The sequence below is a fragment of the Actinoallomurus soli genome, from assembly GCF_024055715.1.
GTDB lineage: Bacteria > Actinomycetota > Actinomycetes > Streptosporangiales > Streptosporangiaceae > Actinoallomurus > Actinoallomurus soli.
This window is the reverse complement of sequence record NZ_JAMXMV010000003.1, coordinates 240462-252978: the sequence shown is the minus strand read 5'-3', so window position 1 is coordinate 252978 and position 12517 is coordinate 240462. Positions and strand designations below refer to the sequence as shown.

The window sequence follows — 12517 nt, the reverse complement described above, 5'->3', positions numbered from 1 at the left end:
GAACTTCTTGGCGATGCTGCGGATCAGCCGCTCAGGGGGTCAGCGTGCCGTCGGATGCGGAGAACTCGGGGCCGTCGCCGACCTTGGGCAGAGCGATCGTGCCGGCCCACTCGGCGTCCCGCATGTTGGAGGCCATGTTCGTCAGGTTCGTCGAGACCTGCGCGTAGACGGTGGACAGAGCGCCGACGTAGCCGGTCGCGTTGGCCACCGCCCGGTCGTACCCGGTGCGGAACTTCTTGCCGATGTCGTCCCCGCCGACGAAGTCACCGAGGTCGGCGATCGCGATCAGCAGGTTGTTCACGTCCACGGGCAGGTCGACGGCCTCGTGCCCGAAGCCCGACGCGGCTCTCGGCAGGCTTCCCTGCTCGTCCCCGCCCCAGTGCAGCCTCGTACGGCCGTCCGGCCCGGAGCCGCCTCCGGACGCTCCGCCGCCGGACCGCGAGCCGGGGATGTGCGGGGTGGGCGTGTAGATCTTCGGCGCGTGGCCGGAAGGCCCCGGCGACGGCCGAGCCGGCGGACGCGAGGTCGGCGACGCCGACGGGGACGAGGACCCCGGAGGCTGTGACGTCGGCGGCTGAGAGGTCGGCGGCTGCGACGTCGGCGGCTGAGAGGTCGGCGGCTGCGTCGTCGGGGGCTGAGAGGTCGGCGGCTGCGTCGTCGGCGGCTGGGAGGTCGGCGGCTGCGTCGTCGGGGGCTGAGAGGTCGGGGGCTGCGAGGTGGGCGGCTGGGACGTCGGGGGCTGCGTCGTCGGCGGCTGGGACGTCGGCGGTTGCGACGTGGGCGACGTGGGCGGCGCGGTCTCGGTCGGGGACGGCGTCGCCGTGGGCGTGTCCGTCGGTGCCGCCGTCGTCGTGGGGGCGGTGGACGGAGACGGCGTGCCGGGGTCGGTCACGTGATCTCCTTTCAGTGTTCACCGCGACAACGGTGTTTCATGATCTTCCAGGACAGCGACGCCGGCCCCGCGTCTATTCCGTCTCCGCACCGAGGAACGCGGTCTGGATGAGCCGGGTGCCCGTACGCCGCTCGACGAAGTAGCCGCGGCCGGGAGGAAGCGCCCGGGGACGGACGTCGCCGAACAGCACGCCCTCGTCCCGGTTGCCGGACATCACCAGCGCCGGGCTGGCCATCTCCTTGATCCGCTGGATCACCGGGTCGTACAGCGCACGGCTCGCGCCGCCCATGGCCCGGCCGATGATCACGTGCAGGCCGATGTCGCGGGCCTGCGGCAGCAGGTCGACGAGGGGCATGAGCGGGTTGTTCGACGTGGCGACGAGGTCGTAGTCGTCGACGATCAGGTAGAGATCCGAACCGTGCCACCACGACCGCGTCCGCAGCTGCTCCGGGGTGAGATCCGGCGTCGGCAGGCGGGCGACCAGGGCCTCGTGCACGTCCTGGATCATCGGGCCGGCGGCCGTGCTCGACGCCGCGTACCCGATCCGGTGCTCGGTGTCGGCGGTGTCGAGCAGCGCGCGCCGGTAGTCGATGAAGATGACCCGCGCCTCTTGCGGAGTGTGGCGGGCGACGACGCCCTCGGCGATCATCCGCAGAAGGTTCGACTTGCCCGACTCGGTGTCGCCGACGACGACGAAGTGCGCGTCGGCCTCGAAGTCGAGCATGACCGGCGAGAGCGTGTCCTCGTCGATCCCGATCGGGATCCGCCGGCCGGTGTCGGCGATCGACGGAAGCTCGGCGACGGGGAGCACGTCGGGCAGCAGCCGTACCTTCGGCGCGGCCGGCCCGTGCCAGGCCGCGGAGATCGCCTCGACGAGCGAGCGGACGCCGTCCGAGAGGTCGTCGGCGGACTGGTGCCCGTCGACGCGCGGGAGCGCGGTCAGGAAGTGCAGGCCGTCGCGGGTGAGCCCGCGGCCGGGGCTGTCCTGGGGGACGTTCGCGGCGAGCTTGCGGTTGACCTCCGACTCGTACGGGTCGCCGAGCCGCAGCTCCACCCGGGTGCCGAACAGGTCCCGGATGTTCATGCGGTACTCCGACCACTTGTTGGTCGAGGTCACGATGTGGATGCCGAAGCCCAGGCCGCGGGCGGCCAGGTCGGTGATGGTGCCCTCGACCGACTCGAACTCCTGCCGGAGCAGGAGCCAGTTGTCGATGACGAGGAAGACGTCGCCGAAGCCGTCACCGGGGACCTTGCCCTCGGCCCGCAGCCGGCGGTACGTCGCCATCGAGTCGATGCCGCGTTCGGTGAACTCGCGTTCGCGCTGCGTCAGCAGGGTGGAGATCTCGGCCACCGTACGCCGGACCCGGTCACCGTCGAGGCGCGAGGCCACGCCGCCCACGTGCGGGAGCCTCGCCAGGGAGGTCAGGGTTCCGCCGCCGAGGTCGAGGCAGTAGAACTGCACCTCCTGCGGCGTGTGGAGGAGCGCCAGCGAAGTGATCAGCGTCCGCAGCACCGTCGACTTGCCGCTCTGCGGACCGCCGACCACGGCGACGTGCCCACCGGCGCCGCTGAGGTCGAGCCACATCGGGTCGCGTCGCTGGTCGAAGGGGCGGTCGACGATGCCGACGGGAGCGTGGAGCCGGCCCCGTCCGTCCCAGCCCGGCGTCGTGAGACCGAGCTCCGGCGTGGGCCGCAGCTCCGGGAGCAGGTGGTCGAGCGTCGCCGGGTCGTCGAGCGGCGGCAGCCAGATCTGGTGGGCGGGCGGGCCCTGCGCCGCGAGCTGCCGGACGACGATGTCGAAGAGGCTGTCGTCGCCGGTCGACTCCCCGGTGTGCTGCGTCTTCTCCGCCTCCGGCTCCCTGATGACCTGAGGCTCGAGGTAGTCCGGCAGGTACGGGACGATCTGCTGCGCGAAGCGGGGCCCGGACTCCTTGTCCGCCTCGTCGGGCTTGTAGGCGCCCGAGACGTACGCGGCCTTGAACCGCGTCATCCCCGTCGTGTCGAACTTCAGGTAGCCGTTGCCCGGCTGGGACGGCAGCTCGTACGCGTCGGGGACGCCCAGCACCACGCGGCTCTCCATCGCGGAGAACGTACGCAGGCCGATGCGGTACGACAGGTGGGTGTCGAGGCCGCGCAGCTTGCCCTCTTCGAGGCGCTGCGAGGCGAGGAGCAGGTGCACGCCGAGGGACCGCCCGAGACGGCCGATCATGACGAAGAGCTCGGCGAACTCCGGCTTGGCGGACAGCAGCTCGGAGAACTCGTCGAGGACGACGAACAGCGTCGGCATGGGCGGGATCTGCGCACCGCGCTCCCGCGCGGCCTCGTAGTCGCGCAGTGAGGCGTAGTTCCCCGCGGCGCGCAGGAACTCCTGGCGCCGGACCATCTCGCCGTGCAGCGCGTCGTACATGCGGTCGACGAGCGGGAGCTCGTCCTCCAGGTTGGTGATGATGGCGGAGACGTGCTGCAGCGACTCCATGCCCAGGAACGTCGCGCCGCCCTTGAAGTCGACGAGGACGAAGTTGAGCACCTCGGAGGAGTGGGTGACGGCGAGGCCGAGCACGAGCGTGCGCAGCAGCTCCGACTTGCCGGAACCGGTCGCGCCGATCACCAGGCCGTGCGGGCCCATGCCGCCTTGCGCGGACTCCTTGATGTCCATCTCGACCGGCCGGCCGTCGCCGTCCACGCCGATCGGCACCCGGAGCCGGTTGCGCGGCGGCCGGGGACGCCACAGCACCGAGGTGTCGATCCTCGTCGGATCGTGCAGACCGAGGAGGGACGTGAGCGTGAGGTTCGCGGCCAGGGCGCTCTGCTCGGGCTCGCTGGCGCTGCTGGTCCGGAGCGGGCAGAGCTGCCGGGCCAGCCCCTCCATCGCCGGGATGCCGAAGAAGTCCGGCTTGCCCAGCCGGGAGGCGACGTCCTTGCCCGTACGGTCGGTCCTGAGCATCTGCAGCGACTCGGACGTCACCTGCAGCCGGAGCATGGTCGCCTCGGAGGTCGGCGTCACCGATCCGCTGAGGTCGATGACGGTCACCCCGTCGATGCCGTCCGCGCTGATCTGGCTGTCGACGCTGACCATGCCGCCGTCGAGCACGACGACGTGGTACGGCAGGTCGTCCGCGGAGATGCCGGGCGTGAAACGCGGCCGGTTCTTCAGGTCCGCGCCGAGCATCTCCTCCAGCTCGGACAGGGACTTCGTCATCAGGCGCACGGGCCCGGCGGCGTCCGTACGGTCCGGGTGCATCGCGTGCGGGAGCCACTTAAGCCAGTCCCACAGCGGCATCCGCTCCGGGGAGGCGCACACGCAGATCCGCAGGTCGTCGGGGGAGTGGAAGGAGGCGACCTGGGCCAGGAGGGCCCGGACCATGCCGCGGACCGCCTCGGGGTCGCCCATCGGGACGATGCGCGCGAAGGAGGACAGGGACACCGCGATCGGCAGGCTCGGGACGTTGGAGTGCGCGCGGATGAAACGGCGCAGCGCCCCGGCGGTCATCGGCTCCAGGTCCTCGACCGGCTTGGTCTCCGGCGGGATCAGCTGCACCGCGAGCCGCTGGGGTCCGCTGCCGATGCGGACGTTGCCGAAGTCACCGTCGGACGCCCGGCGCTCCCACAGCCGGGCGCTCATCGCCAGGGACCACAGGGACTCGGGGGCCGGGCTGTTCCATTCCAGAGCCTCGCGCTGCTGCGACGCCGCCCGGCGTACCTTGCGGCGTACCTGGTCGAGGTAGCGGAAGTAGTCGCGCCGGGCGCCGTTGAGGCGCTGTTTGCGGTCTCCGCTGCCGCGCCCGATCTGGCCGAGCATCATCCCGAACATGGACAGCGAGAACATCCCGCTGGACACATAGCTGATGGGACTCGCGCCCGGAGTCACGACCATGAACACCATGGCGCCCGCACCCGCGAGCATCGGCAGAAATGTCAGAACCTGCTGGAACCCGGCGGACGCGGTCTCCGGCACCTCGGGTGGCGATTCGAGGAGCACCTCGCCTCGCGGCATTTCCGGCGGCGGCCGGCGTTCCTGCCTCCGGACGATGACCGTCCCCAACGGAGTACCTCCCGAGGCCGCTGGCGTTGTGCAGAAGTTAGCGCCATCCTATTAAGCCGGATGATCGTGTTTGGTCAAGATCCGTCGTTAGGGGAGAAGTGAGCCCGACAGCAAGAGCCGACCTGTGCCGGGTCACGATCGTCGCGCCGGGCCGACGGATAGATCTGTCGCTGCCGGCCGAGGTGCCGCTCGCGCACATGCTGCCGACCCTCCTCCGCGTCTCCGGAAACGACCTGGCCGACCGCGGGCTGGCCCACGCGGGCTGGGTGCTGCAGCGGATCGACGAACCCCCGCTCGACACGGGCAAGAGCCTGACGCAGCTCGGCGTACGCGACGGCGAGATCCTGCACTTCCGGCCGCGCATGGCGCTGATCCCGGAGATGGCGTTCGACGACGTGGCCGACGTCGTCGCGACGGGCAAGAAGGACCGCAGCGACCGCTGGCACACCGAGACCACCCGCCGGTTCGGCCTGGGCACCGGGGCCGCGGCGCTCGCCTTCGGCGTCGTCCCCCTCCTCGCCGGCGGACCGCCCTGGCGGATCCCGGCGATCCTCGCCGGCATGGTGGCGCTGCTCCTCGTGCTCCTGGGCTCGGCGATGTCCCGGGCGGTCGGCGACTCCGTCGCCGGCGCCGTACTGGGCTACTCCGCGCTCCCGTACGCCTTCGTCGCGGGCCTCCTGGTGCCCGCCCGCCCCCACCTCCCGCTGGCGCACGTCGGCGCGCCGCACCTGCTCACCGCCTTCGCCGCCGTCACCGTGCTCGCCGTCCTCGCCGGCTTCGGCATCGCCGACGGGATGCCGTGGTTCATCGGGATGGCGTTCGCCGCGCTGATCGGCACCATCGCCGGAGGCGTCGCCCTGGCGTTCCCGAGCCTCGACCCGGCCGGGGTGGCGGCCGCGACCGTCGCCATCGCGGTGGCCCTGAGCGCGCTCATCCCCACCCTGTCGTTCCGGTTCGCACGGGTCCCGCTGCCGCCGATCCCGGCGAACGCCGAGGACCTGCGCAGCGACGCGACGGTCGTCGACGGCCAGGCGCTGCGGCGGCGCACCATCACGGCGGACCGGTTCGCGACCGGGCTGGTCGCCGGGATCGCCCTCATCGCGGTCGCCGCGCACCTGTTCCTCGCCTTCAGCTCCGGCTGGCCGGGGCCGGTGATGAGCGCGGTGGTGTCGGTGACCCTCCTGCTGCGGGCCCGGATCTTCCGCGGCCGGTCGCAGCGGGGCTGGATGCTCATCGCCGGTCTGGCCGGGTTCGGGGTGCTGGGAGTGTCCCTGTCGCTGCGCGGGAACTCGACCGGCGCGCTCCTGCTGCTCCTCCTCGCGGCCCTGGTGATCGCCGCGATCTCCCTGACGATGGGCATGTGGCTGCCCGGCCACCGCCCGACCCCGTTCTGGGGCCGGGCCGGTGACATCGTCGACGCGATCGCCGTCGTCGCCCTCATTCCGCTGGCCCTGGCGGTCCTGCACGTCTACTCGAAGATCCGCGGCCTCGGCGGCTGAGCGGGGGGGAAGAAGGACAATGAACGAGTTCGGGCACCTGGCCAACCTCGACATCGATCGGCTGATGCGGATCGCCGAGGAGCAGGCCGGCCGCGTCGAGGAGATGCAGCGGCTCGCGGCCGAGATCCAGGGGGTCGCCGAGTCCCGCGACAAGCAGGTCAAGGTCGTCTGCACCGTCAATGACGGCGTCGCCGACATCCGCATCTCCCCGCGGGCGATGCGCATGCCGTCGGGAGAGTTCGCCGAACTGCTCAAGATCCTGATCCGGGACGCGCAGAAGAATCTGAACGACCAGCTCCACGAGCTCATGACGGAGGCGTACGGCGAAGAGGCGAACCCTCTGGCGCTGGCGGCCAACCAGGAGGCGATCCAGGAGCGACTGCACCAGGCCGCGGCCGCCTACGACCGTACGCTGAACGACGCGATGTCCGAGATGGAGCGCATCGCGAAACAGCTGGGGCTCTGACGCTGGATCAGGCTGACATCGGGCCCGAAGCCGGTTTGACGCCGGGCCAGACGGTGCCCTGCGGCTTGGAGGCGCCGAGTTCCATGTTCTTCATGTAGCCGCCGCCGTAGTACAGGGCGCCGAGCCCGAGCAGACCCTTGATCGACTTCATCAGGTTCGCGGCCTTCCCGAGCAGGGTGAGCAGGCGCGTCAGCAGCCGCTGGAACGTCGTCGTCGCGACGCGCACGGTCGCCATCGCCGCGCTCTCGGTGGCGACGTTCGCGCCGGGAAGCCACAGGGTTCCGGCGACGGCGGTGGCGCACGTGACGCAGATGCCGCCGATCGTCATGGAGAGCAGGCCGGCGCCCATGTACGCCCTGGCCAGGGCCGCCAGCGAGTCGGCGATCCCCTTGTGTCCCTGCGACGTGCTGTCGAGACCCATCTTGTACGGTTCGACGGCGGTCGACTCGAACGTCTGCTTGGCGTCGCCCTTCCAGCCGTCCTGCTGCGAGACCCGGTCCACCGCCTGGGTGAGCTCGGTCTTCGCCTTCTCCGCCTGCGCGGCCGAGTCATTGTGCCGATCGCCGGCATGCCATATCTGCGCGGGGTCGGAGATCGCCGTCCCGAGCAGGAGCGCGAGCGGGATGGCCGAGGGCACGAAGATGCTCGAGTAGCCGACCATGGCGGCACCCGTGACGCTGGGCGCGGAATCGATGAAATCGTCGAGGGCCATTCTTCTGTGCCTTCCTACTGCGCACCGGGCTGCTGAGCCAGCCGGTTGGCGTAATCTTCGGCGTCGCCGTAAGTGGACGTTGTCGACTGCACGTTCTTCAGCCACCCGCTCAACGACGTGTGCCCATCGGCGAACTGCTGGGCGCCGGCGTCTCTCACCTCGGTGTGGGTGCCGGCGAGGCCGGTGACGGCGCCGACCACCCCGAGACCCGGATAACCGATGTTGATCTGCGCCGCGCTCTTGTGCGCGTCCTCCATCGTCTGGGTCGGCCCTGCGGCGATGTCCTTGTTCAGCTTGTCGAGGGAGTCCTGCGTCACGCCGAGGACGCCGGTGTCGCTGGGCCCGGTGCCCTTGTCCTTGTCCCGGCCGGTGTCGTCGGTGGACGTCTTGTCCTTCGGGTTCGTTCGGTCGGTGCCGGTGCCGGTGTCACCGCCACCGCCGCCTCCGCCGGAGTCGCCGGGGCCCGGGGGAACGTCGCCACCACCGCCCCCGCCCATACCGGAGCCGGTGCCCTTGCCGGGAGCCTTCGGCAGGTTGAGGTCGCCGAGACCGCCGGTCCCATCCCCGGTGCCGCCCTGGCCGTTCGGGTTGCTCGGGTCGGTTGCGCCGGGGGGCTGAGCGGTGGGATCGGTCGCGCCCGGCTGCCGGCCGTTCGGGTCGGTTGCGCCGGGGGGCTGCCGGCCGGCCGGCTGCTGGAGCCCCGACCAGGGTTGCGACTGGTCCGGGTTGTGCTCGTGGGCATCGATCTTGAAATGCCCGTCCTTGTCGCGGGTGATGTTCAGGTCGACGTGCTTGTCCGGCTGCACGTGGACCTTGATGTCGTGCGGGTTGCCGTGGCCCTTGGGGATCTCGACGTCGAGACTGCCGTCGGCGTGCGGCGTGACGTGCAGCTTCAGGTCGTGCGGGTTGCCGTGGCCCTTCGGGAAGTCGAGGGTGTACGTGCCGTCGGCGTGGTCGGTCCGGACGCCGTGGAGCATGTCCTTGCCCGAGCCGTACACCGCCAGGTCCGCCTGAGCGCCGTGGTCGCCCGGGGTCTTGAGGTGCTGGATCGACGAGTCGTCGGTGGAGCCGCCCTGGGTGGAGTTCGTGGGCGTCCGGGCGGTGGGCGCCGCCGCGGCCGCGCCGTCGGAGACGGGCATGGTGTCGGTGGACGTCCCCGCGGCCAGGCCGTGGGAGACGGGCATGGTGTCGGTCGACGCCCCCGTGGTGAGGCCGTCGGCGACGGACAGGCCGGTGCCGTTCTGCGAGGTGGGCTGGCCGGTGCCCGTGGGGGCCGCCGTGGCGAGGCCGGTCGGGTAGGCCGTCAGCTGGTCACCGCCGGTCGCACCCGACGGCGCGTAGGAGCCGTTCTGGTCGATCGGCTGCCCGGTGGTGTAGGCGGCCGGTTGTGCCGTGGAGGCGGATCCGGCCGACTGGGCGGGATCGGTGTACGCGACCGGCTGACCGTGCTGGAGCCCGGTGTCCTGCGGGGTGAAGGTGACGGTCGTCGGCCCCTGCGGGGCGATGTCGACGCTCAGCCCGTTGTCGCCCGCGGCGACCTGGTGTCCGTCCACGGAGATGAGTGCGTCGGGGGACGAGTCGTACCCCAGCTGCGTGGCCGTGGCCGCACCACCCGGTGCCACGTTGTAGGTGTACGCCCCACCGGCCTGGTCGGCGGCCGTGTACACGGCCGTGTCCGGACCCGAATTGAGCAGGGTGGCGATGCGGCTTTGCGGCCCACTCATCCTTACCTCCGCCGGACAGGGAGTCACAATCCACGATGATCGAGAGTTGACATTAGATTACGGTGCTGGCCCTAGGGTTCCGCAACGCCAGAAATCGGAGGTCCGATGCAGACCCGTCGTGACCTGTACCAGGCGCACCGCCTGATGATGCAGCGCGTCGGCATGGCCCTCCTCGCCGGTGAGCCGGACATGCCAGAGCCGCCCACCCGGCGGCTGAACGTCCTGATGTTCGGCGGCGCCATGGCGGCGATCCTCATCCTGGCGGGGTTCGGGATCTGGGGCCTGCTGTCGCCGGGGGGAGCGACCGGACTGGAGAAGGCCGGGACCCTCATCATCGAGAAGGAGACGGGGACCAAGTACGTCTTCGGCCAGCAGGACGGCAAGCTCTATCCGGTGGCGAACTACACGTCCGCCCGGCTGATCCTGGGCACCCCTCAGATCGAGCGGCGGACGGTCTCGCAGGCGTCTCTCGCGAAATTCGACCGGGGCCGGCCGATCGGCATCCTGGGCGCCCCCGACTCTCTTCCCGACGCGGCACACCAGGTACGGAGCCCGTGGTCGATCTGTGTGCAGGACGCCCCGACGAGCCAGGGCGGCACCCGTTCGTACTCCTCTCTCGTGGTGGGCCGGAGCGTCGGCGGCCGGACCCTGGGCGACGGCGAGGCCGTGGTCGTACGCGGCGGCGGGCAGGCCTGGGTCGTGTGGCGCAACCAGCGGATGAGACTGCCCGCCGCGCTGGTGGTGCCGCTCGTCGGCACGCAGCAGCCTCCCGAGGTGTCCACGACCTGGCTCAACGCGGTGCCGCAGGGGCCGGACTTCCAGCCGCCGCCGGTTCCCGGCCGCGGTGAGCTCGTGCCGGGGCCCGGTGGCCAGAAGGCGGCCGTCGGCACCTTCTACGTCGTGCGAACGGTCGGCGGGGACGAGCACTGGTACGTCCTCATGAACGACGGGCTCGCCCCGATCAAGCAGAGCGAGGGGTGGCTGCTGCAGAACGATCCGGAGAGCGCGAAGGCGTACAAGGGCGGCCGGCCGGAGCCGATCTCGCTCGCGCCGGCGACGGCGAACGCCTCGCCGCGGTCGAGTCAGAAGCCGTCGGCGGACGGGATGCCGGAGACCATGCCGAAGGTCGCGATCTACGATCCGGCCACACCCCTGTGTTCGGTGTACGCCGACACCACCCGTGGGTCGCTCGACGCGCGGGTCGCCGTCGGCGGGACGGTTCCGCCGCCGAACCAGGCCGCTCCCGCCGCGGCGGCGGGGACCGGCAAGGTCGCCGTCGTCGACCAGGTGGTGCTGCCTCCGGGCTCCGGAGCCCTCGTCGGCCTGCTTCCCGGCGCGAACCAGTTGAACGCCGTCTCGTCGTACTCCGTCCTCACGGACCAGGGCCTGCGTTTCCCCCTGCCCTCGCAGGACGTCGCCACGAAACTCGGCTTCGACGTTAAGAAGGTCGCGCCGGTTCCAGCGAATCTTCTCTCCCTAATCCCCGTGGGACCGTCCCTGGACCCCCAGCAGGCGTCCCTGCCGCTGACTTATCCCAGGTCAGCGGGGGGCCAGCCGTGACCGACCGAAAGATTACGGCCGCGACCAGCGTTTATATCAATTCGATAACGTAGCTCATTCGCCTTGACTTTTGCTTAATGCCTGGACACCTAGTCATGACTTCCGTATCGTGATCTGAGGTTGGCGGTCGCCGAGGGACTCGGAGGCGTCCATCCTGTGGGGGTGGGGGCACCGGGGGCGTCCGACCACTTGTCGGCCACTTCCACGGAGGTTTTCATGGCGCAGCAGAATCAGGTCTCGTTCACTCAGGAGCAGGGTGACACGGCCGCGAAGCGGCTCGACAAGGCTCACAACGTCATCTCCGGTCTCCAGACCCGTCTCCAGGGCCACCACGACGAGCTCATGAAGAACTGGCGAAGCAGCGCGGCCGCTCCCGCGTTCACCTCGGTCTTCAACGAGTTCAACGCGGACTTCACCAAGATGCTCAACGCCCTGCAGGAGATGCACCAGAAGCTGAGCAAGACCACCCTCAACTACGTCAACAATGAGACGGACCAGAACAAGCTGATCCACAACCGGATGTCCGCGCTCCTCAACGGTGACACGTCCATCCACCAGGGCACCGCTCAGTAACCTCATTCCGACCCGACCGTAATTCAACTCGGAGGTACCGAAATGGCGCCCGGAAACAACGGCGACTACACCGACGTCAACTTTCACGGAATGGCGCAGGCCGAGGCCGACTTCTCGCTGGTCTTCCGTGCCGTGGAGGACGAGCTGCAGGACCTGAACAAGGACCTCAAGAACATCCTCGGCACCTGGGTCGGTGACACGCACAACGCCTACGGCCAGGTCTACGACAAGTGGAACAAGGCCGCCGACGACATGAAGAACGTCCTCGGCCAGCTGGGGATCACCATCAAGGACATCCACTCCGGCTACTCCGAGGCCGAGCTCCACAACGCTCGTCTCTGGCAGTGACCGGGTGAAGCGGGCCTCGGCTGCCCGGACGCATCCGAGGCCGGCCCTTCACCGGCGGCGATAGCCGGAAACTGCGGCCTGTCGGCCGCATCCGTCATGGTGCTGATCGCGGCCCCCTCGGTGGGGGCACGGATGATTCCCGCCGGAGGGGAGAAACATGACTCGAATGGACGACGGGCCGGCCTACCCCTGGCCGGGAAACAAGCCTTGGCCTGGCACCGAGAACATCAAGGACGACTTCGCGAAGAACCACAAGGACCGTGTCAAGGACGGGTGGTACATCGACGCGGAGGGTGTCTCCGTCATCAGGCAGCGACTCCAGCGGCGGCGGGACGAGCTCGACAGCGAGGTTCGCAAGGCCCTGGACGCCGCTGGAGCCGCGGAGCAGGTGGCGTACGGCACGTTCATGTCCACCACGGGCCTGCACTCGAACGTCTCCTACGCGCACGGTCTCATGACCCAGGCGCTGCAGAACGTCCTCGAGGGGTTCGACAAGGTCCTCGAGCGCCTCAGCCACACGCAGACGACCGCCAACAACGTCGAGATCGACAACGTCAGCGTGGTGTACAAGAACATCAAGACGGTGGACGTTCCCAAGGACCTCACCGAAAACGGTCCGCCGCCAGGCTCCGACCAGGGGACCAAGCCTGGTCAGCAGACCAATCCCGGTCAGCAGACCAAGCCGGGTAGCTACTCCTAGG

Annotated in this window: 10 protein-coding genes; 6 read left to right on the top strand and 4 right to left on the bottom strand. The window is 70.0% G+C overall.

The window, feature by feature from the left end:
- Window positions 1-31: 31 nt before the first annotated feature.
- Entirely contained in the window at window positions 32-892 is an 861-nt protein-coding gene (locus NDW01_RS10335) for a hypothetical protein (protein WP_252819230.1), read from the bottom strand.
- 73 nt (window positions 893-965) lie between these two features.
- Window positions 966-4886, bottom strand: a complete 3921-nt coding sequence (gene eccCa / locus NDW01_RS10330; RefSeq protein WP_305883773.1) for a type VII secretion protein EccCa — start codon at window positions 4884-4886, stop codon at window positions 966-968.
- Window positions 4887-5032: 146 nt separating this feature from the next.
- Between eccCa and eccD the strand changes: the two genes are divergently transcribed.
- Both eccD and NDW01_RS10320 read left to right on the top strand, forming a co-directional pair.
- Window positions 5033-6433 (top strand): type VII secretion integral membrane protein EccD, encoded by a 1401-nt coding sequence (gene eccD / locus NDW01_RS10325; protein WP_252819226.1) that lies wholly within the window; start codon window positions 5033-5035, stop codon window positions 6431-6433.
- A 19-nt stretch (window positions 6434-6452) separates the two neighbouring features.
- Window positions 6453-6899, top strand: coding sequence for a YbaB/EbfC family nucleoid-associated protein (locus NDW01_RS10320; protein WP_252819224.1), 447 nt, complete (start codon window positions 6453-6455; stop codon window positions 6897-6899).
- Window positions 6900-6906: 7 nt separating this feature from the next.
- Here NDW01_RS10320 and NDW01_RS10315 read toward each other — a convergent pair whose 3' ends face one another.
- Together NDW01_RS10315 and NDW01_RS10310 are read right to left on the bottom strand one after the other, a co-directional pair.
- On the bottom strand, window positions 6907-7611 hold the full coding sequence (locus NDW01_RS10315; protein ID WP_252819222.1) for a WXG100 family type VII secretion target: 705 nt from the start codon (window positions 7609-7611) through the stop codon (window positions 6907-6909).
- Between the two features lie 14 nt (window positions 7612-7625).
- On the bottom strand, window positions 7626-9335 hold the full coding sequence (locus NDW01_RS10310) for a hypothetical protein (RefSeq protein ID WP_252819220.1): 1710 nt from the start codon (window positions 9333-9335) through the stop codon (window positions 7626-7628).
- A gap of 105 nt (window positions 9336-9440) precedes the next feature.
- Here NDW01_RS10310 and eccB point away from each other — a divergent pair, with 105 nt between their 5' ends.
- The 4 genes from eccB to NDW01_RS10290 all read left to right on the top strand — a co-directional run bounded on the left by eccB (window position 9441) and on the right by NDW01_RS10290 (window position 12516).
- On the top strand, window positions 9441-10895 hold the full coding sequence (eccB, locus tag NDW01_RS10305; protein WP_252819218.1) for a type VII secretion protein EccB: 1455 nt from the start codon (window positions 9441-9443) through the stop codon (window positions 10893-10895).
- 216 nt (window positions 10896-11111) lie between these two features.
- Window positions 11112-11468 carry a WXG100 family type VII secretion target gene (locus NDW01_RS10300; RefSeq protein WP_252819216.1) on the top strand — a complete coding sequence of 119 codons (357 nt, stop codon included), beginning with the start codon at window positions 11112-11114 and terminating at the stop codon, window positions 11466-11468.
- A 42-nt stretch (window positions 11469-11510) separates the two neighbouring features.
- Window positions 11511-11816, top strand: a complete 306-nt coding sequence (locus NDW01_RS10295; RefSeq protein ID WP_252782453.1) for a WXG100 family type VII secretion target — start codon at window positions 11511-11513, stop codon at window positions 11814-11816.
- 166 nt (window positions 11817-11982) lie between these two features.
- Entirely contained in the window at window positions 11983-12516 is a 534-nt protein-coding gene (locus tag NDW01_RS10290) for a hypothetical protein (protein WP_252819214.1), read from the top strand.
- Window position 12517 lies beyond the last annotated feature (1 nt).

Coding starts and splice junctions, on each gene's coding strand:
- eccCa (WP_305883773.1), bottom strand. CDS start 4,886: ATGCCGCGAGGCGAGGTGCTCCTCGAATCGCCACCCGAGGTGCCGGAG.
- NDW01_RS10320 (WP_252819224.1), top strand. CDS start 6,453: ATGAACGAGTTCGGGCACCTGGCCAACCTCGACATCGATCGGCTGATG.
- NDW01_RS10315 (WP_252819222.1), bottom strand. CDS start 7,611: ATGGCCCTCGACGATTTCATCGATTCCGCGCCCAGCGTCACGGGTGCC.
- NDW01_RS10310 (WP_252819220.1), bottom strand. CDS start 9,335: ATGAGTGGGCCGCAAAGCCGCATCGCCACCCTGCTCAATTCGGGTCCG.
- eccB (WP_252819218.1), top strand. CDS start 9,441: ATGCAGACCCGTCGTGACCTGTACCAGGCGCACCGCCTGATGATGCAG.
- NDW01_RS10300 (WP_252819216.1), top strand. CDS start 11,112: ATGGCGCAGCAGAATCAGGTCTCGTTCACTCAGGAGCAGGGTGACACG.
- NDW01_RS10295 (WP_252782453.1), top strand. CDS start 11,511: ATGGCGCCCGGAAACAACGGCGACTACACCGACGTCAACTTTCACGGA.
- NDW01_RS10290 (WP_252819214.1), top strand. CDS start 11,983: ATGGACGACGGGCCGGCCTACCCCTGGCCGGGAAACAAGCCTTGGCCT.